The organism is Inquilinus sp. NPDC058860 (assembly GCF_042743185.1).
Taxonomy (GTDB): domain Bacteria; phylum Pseudomonadota; class Alphaproteobacteria; order DSM-16000; family Inquilinaceae; genus Inquilinus.
The window spans coordinates 85761-106850 of record NZ_JBHYMS010000004.1 but is presented as its reverse complement, the minus strand read 5'-3'; the positions used below and the strand labels follow the sequence as shown (position 1 = coordinate 106850).

Sequence of the window (21090 nt, the reverse complement as noted above, 5' to 3'; positions counted from 1 at the left end):
CGGGATGGCTCCCCTTCAATCCTTGGCATAGACGAGGATCGCGATCGGCAGCGTCAGCGCCAGGACGATGACCGACAGCGCGGCGACGGGACCGAGATTGCCCATCAGGTCGAGCTGCAGCATCGTGGTGCCGACGACCGCCGTGTCGGGCCCGAACAGGAAGGACGCAGCCGCGTATTCCTTGAAGAACTGCACGAAGTACAGCAGGAAGCAGCCGACCAGCGCCGGGCGCAGCAGCGGCAGCGTGACCGCCCAGATCGAGCGCAGCTCGCCCCCGCCCGCCACCCGGACCGCGCGCTCGAGGTCCTGGCCGATCTGGTGGAAGGACGGCGCCAGCACGGCAAAGCCGCCCGAGAAGTAGCGGATGGTGAAGGCGATCATCAGGATCGCCAGGCTGCCTCGCAGATAGCCGCCGCCGGGCAGGATCACCGCCGCGTAGAAGATGCCGATGCCGACCACCATTCCGGGGATGGCGCGTGGGATGAAGGCCGTCTGCTCGACCACCCGTCGCAGCAGCGGCGGCGAGCGGTAGGCGACGACGCTGGAGGCGAAGGTCAGGACCAGCGCGCCGAAGCCGCCGACTGTCGCGATCACGATGGTGTTGATGATGCTGCGGACATAGGCGTCGTAGCCCAGCACCAGCCGGAAGTTGTCCAGCGTCAGCACCTGGCTGATCGGGATCAGCGGCGACATGAAGGAGCAGAAGGAGCGCAGGATCAGGAAGGCGCTGGGGATGCCGGTGGTCAGCAGCGTATAGGCGAGAAGCGCGCCGGACACGGCCCAGCCCGCGGCGCCGAGCCGGATCATGCCGCGCTTCATGCTGCGGCCGCCGACCGTGGTGTAGCGCCGGACGTCGCCCAGCGCGTATTTCTGCAGCCCGATCACGATCTGGACCACGGCCAGCATCACCACCGCCGTGGCGCTGACGATGCCGTAGTCGGACTGGGTCTGCAGCCCCTTCTCGTAGAGATAGGTCGCCAGCACCTTGATCCGCGCCGGCTCGCCCACCACCAGGGGCACGGCGAGCTGGTCGAACTTCATGACGAAGTTGAGCAGGATGCAGTAGATCAGCGACGGCCGCATCAGCGGCAGGACGACGCCGAGCACCGCGCGCAGCGACGAGGCGCCGGCCGCCCGCGCCGCATCCTCGAGCGTCGGCGGGATGTTCCGCATCGCCGCGGCGAAGAACAGGTAGCTGACCGGCGCCGCGGACACCCCGGCCAGGATGCTCATGCCGACCAGCGAGTTGAGGTTCGGCAGGCTGATCCCGAGCGACACCTTGAGCAGGATCGCGGCGTAGCCGCTGGGCCCGTACAGCATCGACCAGGAGAAGGCCAGGATCAGCGCCGAGATGAAGATCGGCGACAGGAACAGGATCTTCAGGGTGCGGCGGAACGGCAGGTCGAACCGCTCCAGCGCCAGGGCCACGACGAAGCCGGTCGTGGTCGAGATCGCGGTGCCCAGGATCGCGAACCACAGCGTGTTGACGCAGGCCGACCGGAAGTTGGGGTCGGAGACGAGCCCCTGGAAGTTCTGCAGCGTCCAGACCGGATCGTCCTCGTAGAGCGGACGGTCGATGAAGGCCTGGTACAAGAGCGGCAGCATCGGGGAGATCAGCAGCGCCAGCAGGAACAGGGCGATGGCCCAGCGCACCACCAGCGGCAGCCGGTTGCGCCAGAGCCGCCAGAGCCGCGCCGCCGGCGTGTCGCGATGCGTGCCGAGGCTCGGCGCCCCGCTGTAGCCGGCGCCCGCCGGTCGAGCCTGTGCCATGACGACCGGGCCCGCCGCTCAGCCCTGGACCTTGTAGGCGGCGTTCACCTTGTCGACCAGGTCCTGCGGCGGGCGCAGCAGCCGGGGCTCGAAGGTGGTGCGGATGATGTTCTTCTCGCCGATCTGCTGGGCGATCTTCTGGTAGGTGTAGCCGTTCGGCCCGTCCGGCAGGCTGACATCGGTGCGGTACGGCATCAGGCCGCCGGAGGCCAGGGCCACCTGCCCGTCGCGCGACAGGATGAAGTCGATCAGCAGCCGGGTCGAATTGCGGTTCTTGACCGTCCTCGCCATGGCGATGTGGCGCATCAGCATGAGCGTGCCGTCGGCCGGGAAGGCCCAGCCGAGGACGCTGGCACGGGTCGGGTCGGCGATCAGCGGGAACAGCTGGATGCCCGACAGGCGGTAGCCGATCAGGTACTCGCCGGTGGTGATCTTCTCCATGATCGGGCCGGCCGAGCGGTACAGGTCCGAGATCGGCCCGAGGGCCGAGAACTCCGCCAGCGCGCGCTCCTCGCCGACCGCGTTGACGTAATGGGCCATCATGTTCTGGCTGGCGGCGCTGGCCATCGGCTGGCCGGTGGCGATCTTCCGGTCGAACTGGCCCGGGTTGTCCTTCACCAGCTTGACGATGTCGCCGACCGTCTTCGGCCACTGCGCTTCCGGCAGCAGCAGCTTGTTGTAGGCAATGACATAGGGATCGGCCGAGACGGTATAGATGTTCGGCGCCGGCCGCGACCAGTCGGGCAGGCGGCTGTCCTCGGCCGACTGGAACGGCTCGGCATTGCCCTTGTCGACGAAATCGAGCCAGGTCGCGGCGCTGTGCGACACCACCGCATCGACCGTGCTCTTGCCGGTCGCCTGCTCGGCATAGTAGCGCTCGAACACCTCGTTGCTGCTGAGGTCGAGCGTCTGCACCTTGATCCAGGGATACTGCGCGCTGAACTGCTGCAGCACCGGGCGCCAGTTCATCTCGCCGACATTGGAATAGACCAGGACACCGTTCTCGGCCTTGGAGGCTTCGATCACACCCGCATAGTCGGCTGGATAGTAATCCGGCAGCGCCGCGGCCGCGGCGGGCCGCAATTTCGCAGTCAACAGCGGGGCGGCCAGGGCAAGCGAAATAGCCGAACGCCGACTCAGCGTCTTCATCAAGCGTCTCCCCATTGAATTGTATCGGCCGACAGGAAATCATCCTGTCGATTTTCTCTTTCCGGACGTTTTGCCGAGATTGCCTGTCACGATAGGCAGCGATACCAGGCGAGGCCAATGCCGATACGGCGTCAATTGATGCCGAAGTGGCATCGTCAGTTGATGCGGTACCGCTTGACCATGTCCCAGTCGAGGCTCAGGCCGAAACCCGGCCCCTGCGGGATCTGGATGATGCCGTCGACCGGGTTCGGGCGATTGGCGATCAGGCCGGCCCAGATCGGATCGCGCGCGGGCTCGAAGCATTCGACGCAGACGCCGTTCGGCACCGCCGCGATCATCTGCATCGCGATCTGCGCTTCCTCATGATGGCCGACGCGGACGCCGTGCAGGGCGCACAGGGCCGCGGCGCGCCGCCAGTCGGTGATGCCGCCGGCCTCGGAGGCGTCGAAGTTGACGATGTCGACGGCCCCCTCGGCGACCAGGCGACGGACCCCGGCGCTGGTGACCTCGCTCTGCCCGGCATCGATCGGGATCGCGGTCCGGCGCCGCACCTCGGCCATGCCGCGCGCATCGTCGTACCAGTGGCACGGCTCCTCGAACCAGGCGATGTCGTATGTCTCGATCAGCCGGGCGAAGCGGATAGCGTCGTCGACCGACCAGCCGCGGTTGGCGTCGACGGCGATCCAGAAATCATCGCCGGCGCCCTTGCGGGCCGCCTCCACCCGCTCGGCGTCGCGCTCCGGGGTCAGCCCGCCGACCTTGACCTTGCAACCGGCGAGCCCCGCCAGCCGCAGCCGCTCCATCTCCCGGCCGAGATCCGCCAGGGTCTTGCCCTCCTCGTAATAGCCGCCGATGCAGATGATCGGGACCTCCTGCCGGTAGCCGCCGAGCAGCCGGCAGACATTGACGCCGGTGGCCTTGCCCATCAGGTCCCAGATCGCGCTGTCGATGCAGGCGATCGCCTCCATCACCAGCTTCCGGTCGCGGTTCCATTCGGCGGCGGCGAACAGCTTCTGCCAGATCCGTTCGACGGCGAAGATGTCCTCCCCCACCACCAGGGGCTTCAGCTCCGTCTCGATGATGTCGACGACCGCGCGCATATGGTCGCGGTTGTCGCCGTTGTAGACTTCGCTGACCAGGCCGTCGTCCGTCGCCATCCGGGTGATGATCGTGCATCGCCTGGTGACATTGTAGCGGCTGCCGCCGAAGTTGCGGGCGAGCGGAATCTCGACGGCCACGACCGTCACATCGGTGATTTTCGTCATGGTGACCTCGAACGGGTTCTCGGGGTTTCGGTCTAGTCGCCCTTGTTGGCGCCGTCGGTCAGGCCGACGACCAGCTTGCGCTGGACCAGCAGGTAGAACAGGACGACCGGGATGGTGACGAGCACGGCGCCGGCGAGCAGCATTCCCCAGGAATAGAGGTTGTCCTGCCCGATCCAGGTGGCGAGGCCGAGCGGCAGGGTCTTGTTCTGCTCGGACGAGATGAAGACCAGGGCGAACAGGAACTCGTTCCAGGCATGGTTGAAGCTGAAGACGCCGACCGACACGATGCCCGGCAGGGCGAGCGGCAGGGTGACGCGGCGCATCGCCTGGAGCCGGGTGCAGCCGTCGATCATCGCGCTCTCCTCGAGGCTGACCGGGATCGCGTTGAAGTAGGAGCGCATGAACCAGAGCGCGAGCGGCAGCGTGAAGGCCGTGTTGGCGATGATCAGCGAGATCAGCGTGTCGGCCAGTCCGAGCTCCACCACATAGATGTAGAGCGGCAGCACGATCAGCACTTCCGGCAGCATGTAGAAGACCAGCGTGGCGCTGGAGAAGGCGGCGATGCCGAAGAAGCGGAAGCGGCTGAGGCTGTAGGCCCCGAGGCCGCCGATCACCAGCGAGAGGCCGGTGGCGCCGAAAGCGACGACGAGGCTGTTCACGAAGTAGGAGGGAAAGTCGGTCTGGATGAACAGGTCGCGATAGTTCTGCAGGGTCCAGACCTGCGGCAGCACCGTCGGCGGCGTGGCGTAGAGGTCGCTGCCCGGCTTGAACGAGCAGATCACCATCCAGAACAGCGGGAAGCCGACGACGGCGACTGCGGTGAAGGCCAGCAGATACAGCATGATCCGCGAGGCGAGGTGATGCACATCCGCCATCTCGCGGTGGCGGCGCGGCTCCTCGCGCCCCTGGGAGAACGACGCGGCGGTCATTGGCGGGCCTCCGCGCGTTTGATCAGCAGGAAGTAGACCGCCGTCAGCAGCCCGAGGATCGCGCAGGTGAGGATCGCGACCGCGGCGGCGCGGCCGAGCTCGAAGTCGGAAAAGGCCTTGAGATAGACGAGGACCGGCAGCGTCGTGGTGGAGTCGAGCGGGCCGCCGCCCGTCATCAGGTAGATGATGTCGAACTTCTGAAACGACCAGATCGTCCGCAGCAGCGCCGTCAGCAGGAAAACCGGCAGCAGATGCGGCAGCGTGATGCGCCAGAACTGCTGGAACTCCCCTGCCCCGTCGATCCGGGCCGCCTCGTACTGCTCCTGCGGGATCGCCTGCAGGATGCCGAGCAGCGCCAGCACCACGAAGGGGAAGAACTTCCACACGCCGACGATGATGACTGACAGCATCGCCAGCCCGGTGCTGTTCAGCCAGAGCAGCGGGCCGCTGGTCAGCCCGATCCCGACCAGCCCCGCATTGATGATGCCGACGATGTCGTGGAGCATGTAGCGCCAGGTCAGGACCGCGACGACGCTCGGGACCAGATAGGGCGCCAGGATGACGGCGCGCGCGAGCCCCCGCAGCCGGAAGCGGCGGTTCAGCAGCAGGGCCAGGCCGAGGCCGAGAAGCATCTCGAGCACGACGCTGCCGAAGACCCAGACGAAAGTGTTGGCCAACGCCGCATGGAAGGACGGGTCGCTGAGCGCCCAGACGAAGTTCTCGAGCCCGATGAACGGGCCGGAGGTCGCCCCCATGTCGATGTCCTGCATCGCCATGAAGAACACCGTCACCATCGGCACGCCGGCCAGGAGCACCAGGAGGAAGGCGCTCGGCGCCAGCGTGAGATAAGCGAGGGCGCGATCCCCCGCCAGGGCGGCGCGGCTCTCAGCCATGGGCCACCCTCCTCGGCGCAGCGTTGTCCGCGATCGCCTTCCCGCTCGCGGCATCGAAGCGCCGGAGACTGGCGCTGGGGACGGCGAAGGTCAGCGCGGCGTCGAGATCCTGGGGGCAGGCGACGCTGGCCGGGATGCGCGCAATGACCGCGGTCTCCGGCACGGTGCCGGAGACCCGGCCGTAGAGCAGCCTGTCGCCGCCGAGATATTCGGCGCGCTCCGCCACGAAGGTGAAGCGCGCCAGATCGGCGCTGCGGGGGAACTGCACTTCCGGCAGGAAATCCTCCGGCCGGAAGCCGAGGATCGCGTCGCCATCCGCGACCAGGTTCATCGGCGGCGACCCCATGAAGGTCGCGACGAACGTGTCGGCGGGGTTGAGGTAGATGTCCTCCGGCGTCCCGATCTGGCGGATGCTGCCGCCCTGCATCACGACGATGCGGTCGCCCAGCCCCATCGCCTCGACCTGATCATGGGTGACGTAGATCGAGGTCACGCCGACCCGCTCCTGGAACCGGCGCAGCTCGTCGCGCGAGGAATGGCGCAGCTTGGCGTCCAGGTTGGACAGGGGTTCGTCGAGCAGGAAGACGTCGGTGTCGCGGACCAGCGACCGCGCCAGCGCGGTGCGCTGCCGCTCGCCGCCCGACATCTGCCGGGGTTTCCGCTTCAGCAGGCGCTCCAGCCCGACCAGCCCGGCCGCCCAGCGCACCTTCTGGTCGACCACATTCGCCGGCAGGCGGCGAATGCGCAGCGGAAAGGCGATGTTCTCATAGGCGGTCAGATGCGGGTACAGCGCGTAGTTCTGGAACACCATGGCGACGTTCCGGTCCTTCGGCTGCAACCGCGTGGCCACGCGGCTGCCGATGACGATGTCGCCCCGGGTCGGCAGCTCCAGCCCGGCGATCATCCGCAGCAGCGTGCTCTTGCCGCAGCCGGACGGGCCGAGCAGGACCAGGAACTCGCCGTCCTCGACGGTCAGGCTGACATCGGAGACCGCGGTGTGGTCCGCGAAGATCTTGCTGACGTTGCGGATCTCAACTGTCGCCATGCTGCTGCCCTCTCCTGCGGTCCGCCCCGCCCCCCGGCCCCGCGGCCGCCAGCGCACGGTGCACGGCGGCGTCGAGCTCGGCATCGGCCGCCGCGACCCGGCGGCGCACCCCGGCGATCGCGTCGAGATCCTGCGCCAGCGTCGCGCGGCGGCGGATCAGCATCTCGGCCATGCGCTCCGGCGCCGGGCCGCCGGTGACGGACCGGGTCTTCAGGTTCTCCGCCGGGTCGAGTGCCTTGCGGACGACCTCCGCGGGGATGGCGAGCGACCGGTCGAACAGCGCCATCGCCGCGGCATCCAGATCCGCCGACACGATCTCGGCCGCGGTCTTGCCGGCCTCGATCGTCTCGCGGACGACCCGCCCAACGATGTTGTGCGCCATGCGGAACGAGAGTCCGGTCTCGCGCACGATGATGTCGGCCAGCTCGGTCGCCGTGCCGAAGCCGACCTCGGCCGCACGCCGCATCACCTCGGGCCGGACCGACAGCGTCCTCAGGGTTCCGTCGAGGACGAGCAGCGCCTTGGTCACCCGCTCGATCGTCTCCAGCGCCGGCGCGTTCGGAGCCGTGACGCCGTCGTTGACGTCCGCCAGCGCCGTGTTCTTGGCGCAGGCGAGGACGGTGTTGAGCGTTCCGATCGCCATGCCGGCGACCGCTTTCACATGTTCGAGCCCCTGCGGATTCTTCTTCTGCGGCATGATGCTGGAGACGCTGGAGAAGGCATCGTCGAGCTCGATGAAGCCGAACTCCATCGTGTTCCAGGTCTGCAGGTCGGTCGCGACCCGGGACACGCCGGTCATCAGCACGGCAAGGGCGGCGACGGCCTCCTGCAGGTCGTCACGGATGGCGACGCCGTCATAGGCGACCTCCACCAACCCCTGGAAGCCGAGCAGCCGGGCCGTCAGCTCGCGGTCGATCGGAAAGCCGGTGGTCGACAGCGCGCCGGACCCGAGCGGGCTGCGGTCGGTGCTGTCGAGCGCAGCGGCCAGGCGGCGGAAATCGCGCTCGACCAGGTCGGAGGCGGCGAGCAGATAGTAGCCGAGAGAGATCGGCTGGGCATGCTGGGTGTGGGTATAGCCCGGCATCACGGTGTCGACATGGCGCTCGACCAGGTCGACCAGGGTCCGCCGCACCCGCCCCACGACGTCGAGCAGATCGAGCAGCCGCGTGCGCAGGGCCAGGCGCCAGGAGGTGGTGTGCAGGTCGTTGCGGCTGCGCCCGGTGTGCAGCCGCCCCCCCGTCTCCGGCCCGAGGCGCTCGACGATGAAGCGCTCGATATAGGAGTAGAGATCCTCCTGGCGATAATCGATGGTCAGTGCCGACGGGCCGGCCTCGCGCAGCTCCGCCAGCACCTCCAGGATGCGGGCCACATCCGGCCGCCCAACGATGGAACGCTCGCCGAGCATCACCGCATGGGCCAGGTGGATCCGCATCTCCGCCTCGAACTGGAAGCGGATCCCGGCCGCGACCGCCGGGGCATAGTAGGAGTCGATCAGCGCCTGGGCCGGCGGCGACTTCACCCGCTCGCGCAGGGAAACCACCGGCGTGCCCGTCAATTCCTGAGACATGGAGGCTCCTTGGGGATGGCTCCGCGGGCCGTGCCCGCGGGATCGGTCGCCGGCGCCGCAGCGCCCCGGCGGCTAGCTCTTGATATCGTCGACGATGCGCTTCATCTGCGCCTGCCCCCAGGCCGCGGCCTCGGCCGGGTCCTCGCCCTGCAGCACCACGCGCTGCACGACCTGGGCGGGGATGTCCCGGGCGATGATCGCGCCGATATAGGGGTTGAAGACACCGGAGCGGACGACCTTGCCGTCCTGGAACACGGCACCCGCCTCGGTCTGGAAGTCGAGCGTGTTCGAGGTGTCGAAGGCCAGGCGCCCGATGTCCTCGCGGCCGCCCAGCGTCGCCGCCGTGCCCTTGGCGATCACGCCCTCCTGCACGCTCTTCAGCGGCGGGATGAGGTGGGGATAGGCGGTCAGCGAGAAGCGCGCCAGGCGGTCGCCCGTGGTGATGAACTTCAGGAACTTGCGCGCGGCGTCGACGTTCTTGGCCCCGACCTTCGGCGAGGCCAGCGCGAAGCCGTTGGCGTTGGCGAATTTGACGGCGACGCCGCTGGGCCCCGTCGGCATCGGCATGGCGCTGGTGTTCTTGAACAGGTCCGGAGTGTTCGCCGCGGCATTGGCGGCCAGCCGCGGCGCGTAGATATCCAGCCCGATCTTCCCGGTCAGATACACGTTGATCATGTCGTTGTAGGAGTAGCTGCCGATCCCCGCCGGCGAATAGCCCGCCATGGTCTTGAGGAAGGCCAGCGCCTTGATCGTGCCGGGATTGTCGAAGGTGAGGTTGAGATCCTTGTCGAAATAGGTGCCCCCGGCGTTCCACATCATCATCGAGAAGAAGATGCTGGTCATCCGGTTCTTGCCGGCGGGGAAGATGAAGCCGTAATTGCCGTCCACGGCCAGCGCCTTCGCATCGGCCTCCAGCTCATCCCAGCTCGCCGGCGTCTTCAGGCCCTTCGCCTTGAGCAGATCGTCCCGTTGCCACAGCACCCCGTAATTGCCGATGGTGTAGGGCACGTCGTAGATCTTGCCCTCGACCGGGACGAGCGTGCCGTCCACGTAGTCGCTGCGGCCGATCTCGTCGATCAAGTCGTCCAGCGGCAGGATGAACCCCTTGCGGGCGAAGTCGAAGCGCTCCTCCGGCAGGATCTTGAAGATCTCGGGCATGGTCTTGGCGTTGATCGACGCCAAGACCTTCTGCAGGCGGCCATCGGTGCTGACCGCTTCCATCTGGATCTTGATGTCCGGGTTCTGCGCTTCGAACTCGGCGATCACCTGGTTGAAGAACTCGATGCTCGGCGGATCGGTCTCGTTGTGCAGGAAACGGACGACCGTGGTGTCGGCCCAGGCGGCCGTCGTCAGGCAACCGGCCACAAGCGTTCCGGCCAAGCCGGCACGCAGGCGTGCAAGGACGCGCATGAGTTCCTCCCTCGTCGGGTGATCTGCAGGTTCTGGGAATTGCCGCAGTGACAGCCAGGATGCTAAGAGGGTCGTCTGGTATCCGTCCAATAGATGTTAATAATATCGGATATCCACATTGCAGATGGGTCAGGTGATGGACCTGCGGGACCTGCGCATCTTCGCCAGCGTCTGCGAGCTGTCGAGCTTCACCAAGGCCGCCGTCCATCTCGGCCTGGCGCAGCCCACGATCAGCCGGGTAATCGGCGCGCTCGAGGCGGAATGGGGTGGCCCGCTGTTCTACCGGACCGGGCGGGGCGTGGCCCTGTCGGAACTGGGCGAGCAGGCGCTGGTCCGGGTCCTTGGCCTGCTGAAGGACGCCGATCGGGTCTCGGAGGATCTGCGCGGCCTCAGCCGGCTGCCGAGCGGCTTCGTTTCCATCGCCCTGCCGCCCTCGGTGGTGACGCTGGTGATCCCGGACCTGCTGAACCAGCTGCGCCGCGAGCTGCCCGGCATCCATCTCCGCATCCGCGAGGGCTTCAGCGACGAGAACGAGCGGTGGCTGGCCGAAGGCAAGATCGATATCGGCATCTACAGCAAGTACTGGGAGGGCGAGCCTTCGCCCGACCGGCTGCTGCTGCCGTCGCGGCTGGTGCTGGCGGGGTTCGTGCCCGAGGACACCCTGCCCCGGGAGATCGACTTCGCCGACCTCTCCCGCTTCCCGCTGGTGCTGCCGCCGCCGACCAACGGGCTGCGGATGATCGTCGACACCGCGGCGCGGCGGCTGAAGGTGCCGCTGAACATCGTCGTCGACGCCGATTCGACGATCGCGCAGAAGGCGGTGGCGGCGCAGTGCGGCTGCTTCATGATCAAGGCCGTCCACACCATCGCCGAGGAACAGGCGAAGGGCCTGGTCGCCAGCAGCGTGATCCGAACCCCCCACATCAACCGGCATGTCGTGCTGGTGACCAGCCATCAGAAGCCGCTGAGCCGGGCCGGGCGCGAGGTCGCCGAGCGGATCACCCGGATCCTGCACATCGTCTCGCAATCCAACGGCCCGCGGGCCAAATCCGATAGGGGGACGGAAACCTGACGTGCCTCCGGGTGCGGGGTCTACAAGGCCCGCTCGGTCTGGGCGTCGAAAACAGATGCCCGGTTCAGGTTGATCTCGAGTCCGATCGTCTCACCGGCGGAGCCGATGTCGTGGGCTTGAAGCTCCGCCATGGCCTGCGCGTCGCCCAGGCGGAACGTGGCGAAGGTCCGGGAACCGGTCGGCTGGAGCAGTTCGATGGTCGCATCGATCCGGACCGAGCCCGGCCCGGCCCCCTCGTCCCGCGCCCGCACCACATGCTCCGGCCGCAGACCGAGCAGCACCCGGGTTCCGACCTCCGCCGCATCCGAAAGGCGACCCGCGGGCAACGGCAGCGGCACCTCGCGGCCGTCGACCAGGATGCCGGCCTTTCCGTCCGTGCGCGTCACGCTGCCGGGCAGGAAGCTCATCCTCGGCGAACCGAGGAACCCCGCGACGAAGCGCGACGCCGGCCGTTCGAACAGCTCGGCCGGCGACCCCATCTGCTCGATGCGGCCGTCGCGCATGAGGACGATCCTGTCGGCCAGCGTCATCGCCTCGATCTGGTCGTGGGTGACATAGATCATCGTCGTGGCGATGTCCCGGTGCAGGCGCTTGATCTCGCCGCGCATCTCGTCGCGCAGCTGCGCGTCGAGATTGGACAGGGGCTCGTCGAACAGGAAGATCTGCGGCTCGCGCACGATGGCGCGGCCGATGGCGACGCGCTGCCGCTGGCCGCCCGACAATTGGCGCGGGTAGCGGCTGAGCAGCGGCGTGATGCCGAGCATCCCGGCAACCCGGCCGACACGTCGGCCGATCTCGTCCGCCGGCATCTTCCGGGCCCGCAGCCCGAACCCGATGTTCCGCTCGACCGTCAGATGCGGATAGAGGGCGTAGTCCTGGAACACCATGGCCACGTCGCGGTCGCGCGGCCGCATGTCGTTGACCACTTCGCCGCCGATCTCGATCGTGCCCTCGCTGATGCCCTCCAGCCCTGCGATGGTCCGCAGCAGGGTGCTCTTGCCGCAGCCGGAGGGGCCGACCAGCACCGTGAACTCGCCGTCGGCGATCTCGAGGTCGATGCCTTGCACGGCATGGAACGGGCCGAAGCGCTTGTGCAGCCCGCTGATCTTGACGTCGGCCATCGGCGAGCCCCTTTTCATCCACGCACGGCGCCGAGCGTCAGCCCGCGCACCAGATGCCGCTGCGCCAGCACGCCGAGCGCGATCGATGGCGCGAGAGAGACGATGGCGAGGGCGCTCGCCTCGCCATACTGGGCGCCCTGGAACCCGAGAAAGGCCCGGAAGACCGTCGGTAGCGTGAAGGCCGAGCGGCTGGTCAGGACCAGGGCGAAGAAGAACTCGGTCCAGCAGGCGATGAAGGCGAAGACCGCGGCGGCGACGATGCCGGGCGCCGCCAGCGGCACCGCGACCTGCCAGAAGGCCTGCCACTGCGTGCAGCCGTCGACCAGCGCGGCATCCTCCATCGAACGCGGCATGCTGCGGAAATAGGCCAGCATCATCCAGACCGACACCGGCAGCGTGAAGACGGTGTAGGCGATGATCAGCCCGAGCCGCGTGTCGTGCAGGCCGACGCTGCGGTAGATCAGGAAGATCGGCAGCACCACGGCGATCGGCGGCAGGAAGCGCTGCGACAGGACCCAGAAGGACAGGTGCTTCCCGCCGGTGTTGAAGCGCGCGAGGCTGTAGGCCATGGCCGTGCCGACCAGCACCGACAGGACCGTCGCGGCCAGCGACACGACCAGGCTGTTGACGATGCCCTGGAGCCCGCGATAGGCGAACAGCGCGGCCGTGTAGTGGACCGTGGTCGGCTCCGCAGGGAACCAAACGGGCGGAATGGCCAGGTAGTCGTCGCTCGGCTTGATCGAGGTGACGAACATCCAGTAGATCGGCGCCAGCACGAAGAGCATGAACAGGCCGAGGAACACGAAGCGGCCGATTGCTGGCCGGCGGCGTCGCCTGTGGCGGATGGCAGGTCGCGTCGTCAGGATCTGCGTCATCAGGCCGGCTCCGATTTCACCAGGCGCCTCACCAGAAGCCCGACCAGCAGCGCGGTCAGGATCAGGAAGATCCAGCTTCCCGCCGTCGCCTGCGACAGGTGGAACTGGGTGAAGCCGACGGTGTAGAGGTAGAAGGAGCTGGTGTAGGTCTTCGTGCCCGGACCGCCCGCGGTCATGATGAAGATCGTGTCGAACAGGCGTACCGCGTCGAGCAGGCGGAAGGTGATCGCCAGCATGATGATGGGGGCGATCTGCGGCAGCGTGATCAGCCGGAACGCCTGCCAGCCATCGACGCCGTCGAGTTCGGCCGCCTCGTAGAGGTTGGGTGGGATCGCCGTCAGCCCCGCGAGCAGGATCACGAACATGAACGGCGTCCATTGCCACACATCGGCGATGATCAGGGCGACGTAGAGCCACGGGCTTTCGGTCAGCCAGCCGATCGTCACCTCCTGCCCGAGGATCTGGCCGAGCAGGTAGTTCATCGGCCCGAAGGGGCGCTGCAGCAGCAAAGCCCAGGCCTGGCCGACGATCACCGGGCTGATGAAGAGCGGGATGATCAGGACGGACATGACCAGGCCGCGGCCCGGAAAGCCGCGGACCATCGCCAGCGCCAGCGCCAGACCGAGCCCCAGCTCGATGGCGACATTCGCCGACGACAGCAGGATCGTCAGGACCAGCGACCACCGCGCCACCGGATCGAGCACCACCATCGAGAAGTTCTTCAGGCCGACGAAGGCGTGGCCCGGGATCTGGAAGTCGTAATTGACGAAGGACACCCAGAGCGAGAAGACGAGCGGATAGACCGACAGCGACAGGATCAGCAGCACCGCCGGGACCACCAGCAGCCACTTGAAGTGGCGGTCGCTCCATTCGGACAAGCCGGCCCGTCGGCGCGGCAGGCGCCGGGACGGAGAGATCGCGGAGGTGGCATCGGTCGTCATGCGGCTGCCCGTCGACGATATGGGCCGGCGGCGGCGACCCCGAAGCTCGCCGCCGCCGGCGCCGTCACAGCTTCACGGCCATCCCGAGCGCCTCGACCGTGTGGTCGGCCGAGGAGCCGGGCAGCTTCTTGTATTCGGCGTAGAACGCCTTCTGGCTGTCGGTGCCGAGACGCTCGGTCGTCTGGTCCCATTCCGCCGCCGCGGTCTCGAGCGCGGCCTTGGGATCGGTGCCGGCCCAGACCGAGGAGCACATGCGGTCCAGGCTGAGCGCATAGTCCTGCCAGCCGGGCATGATCATGTCGAGCAGCCCGACATTGGCCGAGTTGCAGAGGTTGGCGAGGTAGTCCTTCGCATCCGGCCAGAGGGCGCCGTACAGCTCCGACTTGTAGTGCGACAGCCGGTAGGGATCCCGCAGCGCATAGGGCAGCATGGTGCGGGCCAGCGACACCGGCGGCGAGGTCGCCCATTGCATGAACAGGTAGGCGGCCTCCGGATTCTCGGAATCGGCCGCGAGCGCCTTGCTGTAGCCGGTCGCATGCTCCGGATTGCCGGGCACGACGGCGTAGCCGACCTTGCCGGCGATGGTGGAGCGCGGGATGAAGTTGATGGCCGCATCGCTTTGCGAATAGTTCGCTGCCATCCGGCCGCTGGGCGGCCAGGAATAGATCATCGCCACCTTGCCCTGCAGGAAGGCGGCCCAGAGCGACACGGCATCCAGCTCGTTGTTGCCGGGGATCGACGCCTTGTTGGCGGCGATCATGTTCTCCAGGGTCTTGATGCCGGCGGCCGAGGCCAGCCCGGCCTTCATGTCGCCGTCGAACAGCTCGCCTCTGTTCGCCCGGAACTGCTGCAGGAAGTCGAACTGGTTGCCCGGGCTGCCGGCCTTGCGGAAGTGCCCCGCCCCGTAGAGGTTGGGCGCCATCTGGTCGGTGATGAACTGGGCGACCTGGGCATAGTCCTCCCAGGTCTTCGGGACGGCCAGCGGCTTGCCGAGCTTCTGGCTGTAGGCGTCCTTGAGCTTCGGGTCGTCGAAGACATCCTTGCGGTAATAGAGGGCAAACATATCGCCGTCGTCGAACACGCCCCAGATCTTGCCCTTGTAGGTGGGCAACGCCTTGAACAGCGGGTGATAGTCGTCGAAATCCGCCTTGTTCATATGCTTGGCGATGTAGTCGTCGAGCGGCGCGATGACGCCGCCATCGGCGAGCGACGGGGTCCAGGCCGGCTCGATGTCGAGGATGTCGTAGGCGCCAGATCCGGCGATGTGCTCGGCAACAGGCTTCGAGTACTGGTCGGGATGCGACAGCTCGACGACATTCGACTTCATCCCGGTCAGCTGTTCCCACAGCGGTCCGGAGAAATGCCGCGGGTCGAGCGCCTGAAGCCCTGATTCATACGTCATGTTCAGGGTCACGTCCGGGAACTGCTTGGCGGCCTGCACGGCGCGATAGGCCGAACCATCCGCCGGCCCCTCGGTGGAGGCCTTGAGGGCGGCCGCCTGCGCCTGGCCGAGCGGCGTCGACGGATCCGCCAGCTGGGCGGCCGCCTGGGCCAGGGCCGAGCGGCTGATCGAGGCCAGCAGCGGCCCGGACACGGCCAGCATCCCGGTCATCTGCCCGAATCTCTTGATGAAGCTGCGACGGGTGGGCTCGCCCCGCAGCCAGGCATCGACGTCGGCCGCAAGGCCGGCTTCGAATTCGCGTCTCGTCCGATCGTTCATGCTCGCCTGTCCTCCCTGGATCCACCGGTCGTCAGCGCCGGCTGCTTTCCGTCGATCTCTCCCCTTTTGGAGGAGAGTGTCGCCCTCAAGGTTCCGCGCCGAAGCGCCGGCCGAACTCCGCCAGCCGCTCACGCCAGACGGGCGCGTCGAGCACGGCACGGTTGACCACGCCCCGCGGCACCCGCCCCTGCTGCACCTCCAGCACGGCGCGGACATCCGCGGCGCCGTTGCCGGCGAAGCACTGGTCCGTCCAGCACAGGGCGTGCGGCGTCAGGATGGCGTTCTCGAGCTTGAGGATCGGGTCCTCCGGATCCGGCGGCTCCTGCTCCAGGACGTCGAGCCCGGCCCCGGCGATCCGCCGCGCCTGCAGGGCCTGCGTCAACGCCGCCTGGTCCACGATCGGCCCGCGCGCAGTGTTGATCAGATAGGCCGTCGGCTTCATCAGCCCGATCCGGTCGGCATTGACGAGGTGATGGGTCTGCGGGGTCAAGGGACAGCTGACCGAGAGGATGTCGGCGCGGCGGAACACGTCGTCGAGCCCGACGAGCTCGATGCCCAGCTCCGCCGCCACGGCCGGGTCGGCCGCCGGGTCATGGGCGATGAATGTCATGTCGAACGGCCTGGCCATCCGGAACATCTCGGCGCCGATATTGCCGATCCCGAGCGAGCCCAGTGTGCGCCCGACGAGACCCATGCCCATGTGTTCGGACCGCTTGGCGAAGCCCGCCGCGGCCTCGCGCGTCAGCCGGTCCTTGACCAACAGCTTGCCGGTCAGCGCCAGCATGAGGGTGATGATCGACACCGCGACCGGCCTGCGCACCCCGTCCGGCGTGATCACGAGCGCGATGCCGACCCGGGTGCAGGCGTCCACATCCACCGTGTCGTAGCCGACGCCGAAGCGGGCGACCACGGCGAGGCGGCCGCTCCTGGGCACGCTGTCCGCAGTGAAACGGTGGGTCAGCAGGATCAGCGCGTCGACATCCTCCAGCTGCTCGGCGCGCAGCGGGTCGGCCACGTCCAGGAACAGCATCTCGACACCGGGCGCCGAGCGAAGCGGCGTGAGATCGAAGTCCGGATAGGTCGGCGTTCCGTCGGGCTTCCGGAAATCGCCCGACAGCGCGACGCGGAACGGTCCGGCCATCGCCTTAGCTCCGCCCGGCCTTCGCGCCTTCGCGCAGGCGCGTCATCGCCTCCGCCAGCGCGTCGTGCAGCACCCAGACATCGCCCGAATAGCAGATGAAATCGAAGCCCGCGGCGTTGAGCTCGATGCCCTGGGCGACCGTCGGCACCAGGCGGCCCAGCGCCTTCTTGTGCTTCTCGCAGGCCGCGATCGTCCGGTCGATCGCGCCCCTGAAGTCGGGATGGTCGAACTGGCCCGGGATGCCGAGCGAGACGGAGAGGTCGAAATGCCCCACCCAGAGCGCGTCGACGCCTTCGGTGGCCGCGATCTCATCCGCATTCTTCACGCCGTCCGCCGTCTCGATCTGGCAGAACAGGGTGGAGCGCCGGTTCGCGGCGGCGAGCTTCTCGGTCACGGCGCCGGGCCGGTAGCGGTCATGCGCGACCTGGAGGGCCACGCCCCGGCCGCCGGCCGGATGGTACTTCATCGACCGCACGATCTCGCGGGCCTCGGCGGCCGACCCGACCATCGGCAGCATCAGCCCTTCGGCGCCCATGTCCATCGCCCGGGCGATGTGATGGTACTCGCGCGACGGCACCCGCACGATCGCCGGAAGCTGCGCCGCCTCGAAATAGCGCATCGCGCTCTTCACGGTCTCGAAGTGGAAGCCGGAGTGCTCGAGGTCGAACAGCACGAAGTCGCAGCCCGCCGACTTCATGATGTGCCCGATGCCCGGCGTGGCGAATTCGACGATGAAGTGCCCGAACTTCGGCGCCCTGGTAGCGGCCATGGTCCTGAGATCTTCGTGTGCCACTCCGGTTCCTCCCGTTGCTTCGCCCGGCCTGCCGGTCCTGGGCGGCGTTTTCGAAACCTCTACAGCGCCCCCTCGCAGACCAGTTCGCCGACCGTCACCGATTTGCCGACCACGTAGCCGGCGCTTGCGCTGTCAAATTTGGCGTAGTGCTGCGATGCCACATGCGCGTCGAAGGCGGCACGGTCGTCGTAGATCTCGTAGAGCAGGACGGCATCGGGATCGCCCGCGGGCTCGATCACGTCGAAACGACGGCACCCGGCCTCTTCGCGTGTCGATGTCTTGGCGTTCTCGTCCACCAACGGCCGGAAGTCTCCACGCGATCCGCTTTTCAAGCGGAACTCCACGAGCACGACATAGCCCCCCATCATTCCCCCCCGACGATTTCGTTGTAGCGGCGGGCGACATAATTGAGATGCTCGTGCATCGCCCGCTCGGCGCGGTCGGGATCGCGGGCCGCCACGGCCTCGAAGATCGCCCGGTGCGCCTCGTAGGCGATCTCGTAGCCGCCGGCCCTCAGCGTGGTCTTGCGCTGCTCCAGCAGCCACTCGACCAGCGCCTCGTGGATGGCGATGAAGATCGGATTGCGCGGGATCACCGCCAGGACGTAGTGGAAGCCGACATCGGTCTCCTGGAAGCGCTTGAGGTCGCCGATCGCTTCCTGGTTGGCGGTAAGCGCGGCTTCGAGATCGGCCAGGTCCTCCTTGGTGGCGTGCGACGCGGCGTAGCGGGCAAGGCCGGTTTCGAAGAAGCTGCGCGCGCTCTGGAAATTCTGCACTCCGCCCGGCGCGGCGAGCATGTGCCGCGTTGTGCCCGACAGGGCGCTGATCACGAATTGCGGCGTCGGCTGCGTCACCCGCGCCCGCTCCCCCGACCGGAGCTCCACCAACCCCATCTTCCGGAGATGGAACAACGCCTCGCGGATGGCCGGGCGGCCGACCCCGAACTGCCGCATCAGATCGCGTTCGGACGGCAGGAGATCCGAGGGCGCATAGGAGCCGTCCTGGATCATGCGCTCCAGATGCTCCGCCACATCCTCGTACAGCTTGCGGCGCCGGATCGCGACCGTGGCCATTTGGTATACCTTTGATACCAGTATCGCGCTACGCTAGTCGCGTCGACGCGCTCTCGTCAAAAGGATTCCATGCTGCATCGCGGCGGCGGGCGAGACCTCGCCCGTTCCGCCATCCGCTTCACCCGAATTGTCAGGAGGCTGAGCATGACTGCAGACGCATCCTCTTCCGGGCACCTCTCCCAGGGCGGGCTCGATCTCCGGCTCGACCGCAACGGCGCCTTCGCCCGCGAGATCAGCCTCGACGGGGAGGAGCTGTTCCGCGGCATCGGCTTCGTCGTGCGCGACGTCAACTGGGGGACGGCGGACCTGCCGGCCGAAGCCCGCCTGCGGCGGCAGGACGGGCGGGTGACGGCCACCGCGGGGGGCGCCCTCGACCGGTCCGCCGGCGACCTGACCTGGTCGGTGGCCTGGACCGTCACCGACCGCATGGTCGAGGCCAGAGCCCGGGCCTCGTCGGCATCCGGCTTCGACACCAACCGGACCGGCTTCGTCGTGCTCCACAGCCTGGGGGCCGCTCGCGGCCGCCCGGTGGCCGTGACCCATCCGGACGGCCGGGTCGAGGAAACGCGGTTCCCCGAACTGGTCTCGCCGCACCAGCCGTTCTTCGACATCGCCGCGATGGAGTACAAGACCGCGGCCGGCCATTGGCTGCGCCTGGTGTTCGAGGGCGAGGTGTTCGAGACCGAGGACCAGCGCAACTGGACCGATGCCTCGTACAAGACCTACTGCCGCCCCCTGGCCCGGCCGTACCCCTACCGGATCGGGCCCTCATCGGCTGTCGAGCAGGTCGTCAGGCTCGAGATCCTGTCCCGCGCAGCCGCGGCCGTAGACGCGCAGGGCAGCGGGCCGGCCATCCAGAAGACAGCACCCTTCCCCGTTCTCGGCACCAGCCTGCCGCCCGGTCCGATCGCAGCTTCGCAGACCGACGCCGTCCGCACGCTTGGCCTCGGCTTCACCGCGATCGAGATCGACCCGTCCGAACACGCCTGGCTGGAGGATGCCCGCGCGAAGGTGTCGGCCGTGGCGGGACCGCTGCGCATCGATATCAGAGGCGGCGCCGCGGTCGATACCCGCGCGATCCTGGAAGCCCTTGCGCCGATCCTGATCGACCGGCCCGCGATCGGCGTTTCGCTGTGGGACGCCGACGATGCGGCCGTCGCGGCGGCCCGGGAGATCCTGCCTGGCACCGCCATCGGCGCGGGAACGGGGGCCTTCTTCACCGAGCTCAACCGCATGACCCATTGGCCGGCGGCGGACTATCTGGCGTGGACGTCCAACCCTACGGTGCACGGGTCGGACGACGACACCATCGGCGAGACAACCGAGCCGCTGGAGGAGATCCTGGCCTCCGCCAAAGCCAAGCTCCCGGTCCGACGTTTTCAGGTCGGTCCGATGACGCTGGGCCTGCGCTACAACCCGAATGCCACCTCGCCCGAAGGCCGCCGTCGCTCCGCCGCGCCGGATCCGCGGCAAGGACAGACCATCGCGGCCGCCTGGCTGGCCGGCACCGTCGCGGGCTTTCTGGATCCCGATGTCGAGACGTTGGCATTCTTCGAGCCGTCAGGGCCGAAGGGGCTGATTGCGGATGACGGCGCCTGGACGCCGGCGGCGCACCTCCTGACCCGCCTGTCGCGTTGTGCCGGCCGGCCGGCATCGGCCCTGCGCTGGACCGGCCGTCCGCGCTTGCGCGGCCTTCTGCTCGAGATGATCGACCACGACGCGCTCTGCATCGCCCACCTTCGCAACGAGCGCATCGCCTTGGCGCTGCCCGAAGGGACCTGGCGGAGCGCCGAGGTGCTGATGCCGAATGGCTTTGTCGAGCGTCCGGTCGAGGGATTCGATATCGGTCCCTTCGCAGTCTGCTGGCTGCTCCGCCCCAAGTGACGCATCGGATCGCAATGTTGCTGAAGCACCGCCGAGAGGTTGACCCGGCTGTGTTGTAAGCCCGAGAGCTCAATCGTACCGGACATGACGGCCAGAATGCAGCAAGCCCCGCCGGGAGCCGGCAGGGCTTGGCTTAGACCTCGATATCGAGGGAGTTATAACAAAGGTGGTTGCGGGGACCCGCAACCAACGATTCTTGCGATTGGCCGAGAGCGCCGTCCCGTGATTGGCAACTCGGTGCCCCCCGTGATCCCTATCGTGACCGACGATCGGCCTCCAGCGCGCAGATCTTCGCGCAGCGACCAGCTTTGGGAGTCCAGCGATGTCGGCAGATCCCTGACCAAGATATGAGAAAGAAGGCCACGACACGGCGGGCCGTTTCTGCATGCCCTCCGGACTCGTCGGCCTGCTATGCCTGTCGAGGAGACCGGACGCACCGACCA

The 21090-nt window shown here is 67.8% G+C and carries 18 protein-coding genes; 2 read left to right on the top strand and 16 right to left on the bottom strand.

Annotated features, from left to right (window positions below; genetic code table 11):
• Positions 1-15 precede the first annotated feature (15 nt).
• The 8 genes from ACFW16_RS04350 to ACFW16_RS04315 form a co-directional block, all read right to left on the bottom strand.
• Entirely contained in the window at positions 16-1770 is a 1755-nt protein-coding gene (locus ACFW16_RS04350) for an ABC transporter permease (RefSeq protein WP_380302222.1), read from the bottom strand.
• 18 nt (positions 1771-1788) lie between these two features.
• Positions 1789-2919 carry an ABC transporter substrate-binding protein gene (locus ACFW16_RS04345; protein WP_380302220.1) on the bottom strand — a complete coding sequence of 377 codons (1131 nt, stop codon included), beginning with the start codon at positions 2917-2919 and terminating at the stop codon, positions 1789-1791.
• Positions 2920-3074: 155 nt separating this feature from the next.
• Positions 3075-4184: a mandelate racemase/muconate lactonizing enzyme family protein gene (locus tag ACFW16_RS04340; RefSeq protein WP_380302218.1), complete on the bottom strand. Its 1110-nt coding sequence runs from the start codon at positions 4182-4184 to the stop codon at positions 3075-3077.
• 32 nt (positions 4185-4216) lie between these two features.
• Positions 4217-5113, bottom strand: a complete 897-nt coding sequence (locus ACFW16_RS04335) for a carbohydrate ABC transporter permease (protein ID WP_380302216.1) — start codon at positions 5111-5113, stop codon at positions 4217-4219.
• Complete coding sequence (locus ACFW16_RS04330; protein WP_380302214.1) at positions 5110-6006, bottom strand: carbohydrate ABC transporter permease; 897 nt, start codon at positions 6004-6006, stop codon at positions 5110-5112. The genes ACFW16_RS04335 and ACFW16_RS04330 overlap by 4 nt, the downstream gene beginning before the upstream one ends.
• Positions 5999-7051 carry an ABC transporter ATP-binding protein gene (locus ACFW16_RS04325; protein WP_380302212.1) on the bottom strand — a complete coding sequence of 351 codons (1053 nt, stop codon included), beginning with the start codon at positions 7049-7051 and terminating at the stop codon, positions 5999-6001. The genes ACFW16_RS04330 and ACFW16_RS04325 overlap by 8 nt, the downstream gene beginning before the upstream one ends.
• Positions 7038-8618, bottom strand: coding sequence for an argininosuccinate lyase (gene argH, locus ACFW16_RS04320; protein ID WP_380302210.1), 1581 nt, complete (start codon positions 8616-8618; stop codon positions 7038-7040). Before argH ends, ACFW16_RS04325 begins: the two co-directional genes overlap by 14 nt.
• A gap of 72 nt (positions 8619-8690) precedes the next feature.
• Positions 8691-10028 carry an ABC transporter substrate-binding protein gene (locus ACFW16_RS04315; protein WP_380302208.1) on the bottom strand — a complete coding sequence of 446 codons (1338 nt, stop codon included), beginning with the start codon at positions 10026-10028 and terminating at the stop codon, positions 8691-8693.
• Positions 10029-10164: 136 nt separating this feature from the next.
• On the opposite strand from ACFW16_RS04315, the gene ACFW16_RS04310 reads away from it, so the two are divergent.
• Positions 10165-11100, top strand: coding sequence for a LysR family transcriptional regulator (locus ACFW16_RS04310; protein WP_380302206.1), 936 nt, complete (start codon positions 10165-10167; stop codon positions 11098-11100).
• A gap of 20 nt (positions 11101-11120) precedes the next feature.
• Here ACFW16_RS04310 and ACFW16_RS04305 read toward each other — a convergent pair whose 3' ends face one another.
• From ACFW16_RS04305 to nanR, 8 genes are all read right to left on the bottom strand, one after another.
• Positions 11121-12221, bottom strand: coding sequence for an ABC transporter ATP-binding protein (locus ACFW16_RS04305; RefSeq protein WP_380302204.1), 1101 nt, complete (start codon positions 12219-12221; stop codon positions 11121-11123).
• 14 nt (positions 12222-12235) lie between these two features.
• The gene (locus tag ACFW16_RS04300; protein WP_380302203.1) at positions 12236-13096 is read right to left on the bottom strand and encodes a carbohydrate ABC transporter permease; all 861 of its coding nucleotides are present in this window, start codon (positions 13094-13096) and stop codon (positions 12236-12238) included.
• Entirely contained in the window at positions 13096-14037 is a 942-nt protein-coding gene (locus tag ACFW16_RS04295) for a carbohydrate ABC transporter permease (protein ID WP_380302201.1), read from the bottom strand. The genes ACFW16_RS04300 and ACFW16_RS04295 overlap by 1 nt, the downstream gene beginning before the upstream one ends.
• Before the next feature lie 64 nt (positions 14038-14101).
• Positions 14102-15757 (bottom strand): extracellular solute-binding protein, encoded by a 1656-nt coding sequence (locus ACFW16_RS04290; RefSeq protein WP_380302199.1) that lies wholly within the window; start codon positions 15755-15757, stop codon positions 14102-14104.
• 85 nt (positions 15758-15842) lie between these two features.
• A complete protein-coding gene (locus ACFW16_RS04285) occupies positions 15843-16898 on the bottom strand; it encodes an NAD(P)-dependent oxidoreductase (RefSeq protein ID WP_380302197.1) in 1056 nt (351 codons plus the stop codon).
• A gap of 4 nt (positions 16899-16902) precedes the next feature.
• Positions 16903-17667, bottom strand: a complete 765-nt coding sequence (locus ACFW16_RS04280; protein ID WP_380302195.1) for an HpcH/HpaI aldolase/citrate lyase family protein — start codon at positions 17665-17667, stop codon at positions 16903-16905.
• An 83-nt stretch (positions 17668-17750) separates the two neighbouring features.
• Positions 17751-18056, bottom strand: a complete 306-nt coding sequence (locus ACFW16_RS04275; RefSeq protein WP_380302193.1) for a putative quinol monooxygenase — start codon at positions 18054-18056, stop codon at positions 17751-17753.
• A complete protein-coding gene (gene nanR, locus ACFW16_RS04270; protein ID WP_380302191.1) occupies positions 18056-18763 on the bottom strand; it encodes a transcriptional regulator NanR in 708 nt (235 codons plus the stop codon). Before nanR ends, ACFW16_RS04275 begins: the two co-directional genes overlap by 1 nt.
• Positions 18764-18907: 144 nt before the next feature.
• Here nanR and ACFW16_RS04265 point away from each other — a divergent pair, with 144 nt between their 5' ends.
• Positions 18908-20647 carry a hypothetical protein gene (locus tag ACFW16_RS04265; RefSeq protein ID WP_380302189.1) on the top strand — a complete coding sequence of 580 codons (1740 nt, stop codon included), beginning with the start codon at positions 18908-18910 and terminating at the stop codon, positions 20645-20647.
• The last annotated feature ends 443 nt before the right edge of the window (positions 20648-21090 follow it).

Excerpts from the sequence above, each read along its gene's own strand:
- ACFW16_RS04300 (WP_380302203.1), bottom strand. The coding sequence starts at position 13,096 with ATGACGCAGATCCTGACGACGCGACCTGCCATCCGCCACAGGCGACGC.
- ACFW16_RS04335 (WP_380302216.1), bottom strand. The coding sequence starts at position 5,113 with ATGACCGCCGCGTCGTTCTCCCAGGGGCGCGAGGAGCCGCGCCGCCAC.
- ACFW16_RS04305 (WP_380302204.1), bottom strand. The coding sequence starts at position 12,221 with ATGGCCGACGTCAAGATCAGCGGGCTGCACAAGCGCTTCGGCCCGTTC.
- ACFW16_RS04290 (WP_380302199.1), bottom strand. The coding sequence starts at position 15,757 with ATGAACGATCGGACGAGACGCGAATTCGAAGCCGGCCTTGCGGCCGAC.
- ACFW16_RS04345 (WP_380302220.1), bottom strand. The coding sequence starts at position 2,919 with ATGAAGACGCTGAGTCGGCGTTCGGCTATTTCGCTTGCCCTGGCCGCC.
- ACFW16_RS04340 (WP_380302218.1), bottom strand. The coding sequence starts at position 4,184 with ATGACGAAAATCACCGATGTGACGGTCGTGGCCGTCGAGATTCCGCTC.
- ACFW16_RS04310 (WP_380302206.1), top strand. The coding sequence starts at position 10,165 with ATGGACCTGCGGGACCTGCGCATCTTCGCCAGCGTCTGCGAGCTGTCG.
- ACFW16_RS04330 (WP_380302214.1), bottom strand. The coding sequence starts at position 6,006 with ATGGCTGAGAGCCGCGCCGCCCTGGCGGGGGATCGCGCCCTCGCTTAT.
- ACFW16_RS04325 (WP_380302212.1), bottom strand. The coding sequence starts at position 7,051 with ATGGCGACAGTTGAGATCCGCAACGTCAGCAAGATCTTCGCGGACCAC.
- ACFW16_RS04280 (WP_380302195.1), bottom strand. The coding sequence starts at position 17,667 with ATGGCCGCTACCAGGGCGCCGAAGTTCGGGCACTTCATCGTCGAATTC.
- ACFW16_RS04350 (WP_380302222.1), bottom strand. The coding sequence starts at position 1,770 with ATGGCACAGGCTCGACCGGCGGGCGCCGGCTACAGCGGGGCGCCGAGC.
- ACFW16_RS04285 (WP_380302197.1), bottom strand. The coding sequence starts at position 16,898 with ATGGCCGGACCGTTCCGCGTCGCGCTGTCGGGCGATTTCCGGAAGCCC.
- nanR (WP_380302191.1), bottom strand. The coding sequence starts at position 18,763 with ATGGCCACGGTCGCGATCCGGCGCCGCAAGCTGTACGAGGATGTGGCG.
- ACFW16_RS04315 (WP_380302208.1), bottom strand. The coding sequence starts at position 10,028 with ATGCGCGTCCTTGCACGCCTGCGTGCCGGCTTGGCCGGAACGCTTGTG.
- argH (WP_380302210.1), bottom strand. The coding sequence starts at position 8,618 with ATGTCTCAGGAATTGACGGGCACGCCGGTGGTTTCCCTGCGCGAGCGG.
- ACFW16_RS04275 (WP_380302193.1), bottom strand. The coding sequence starts at position 18,056 with ATGGGGGGCTATGTCGTGCTCGTGGAGTTCCGCTTGAAAAGCGGATCG.
- ACFW16_RS04265 (WP_380302189.1), top strand. The coding sequence starts at position 18,908 with ATGACTGCAGACGCATCCTCTTCCGGGCACCTCTCCCAGGGCGGGCTC.
- ACFW16_RS04295 (WP_380302201.1), bottom strand. The coding sequence starts at position 14,037 with ATGACGACCGATGCCACCTCCGCGATCTCTCCGTCCCGGCGCCTGCCG.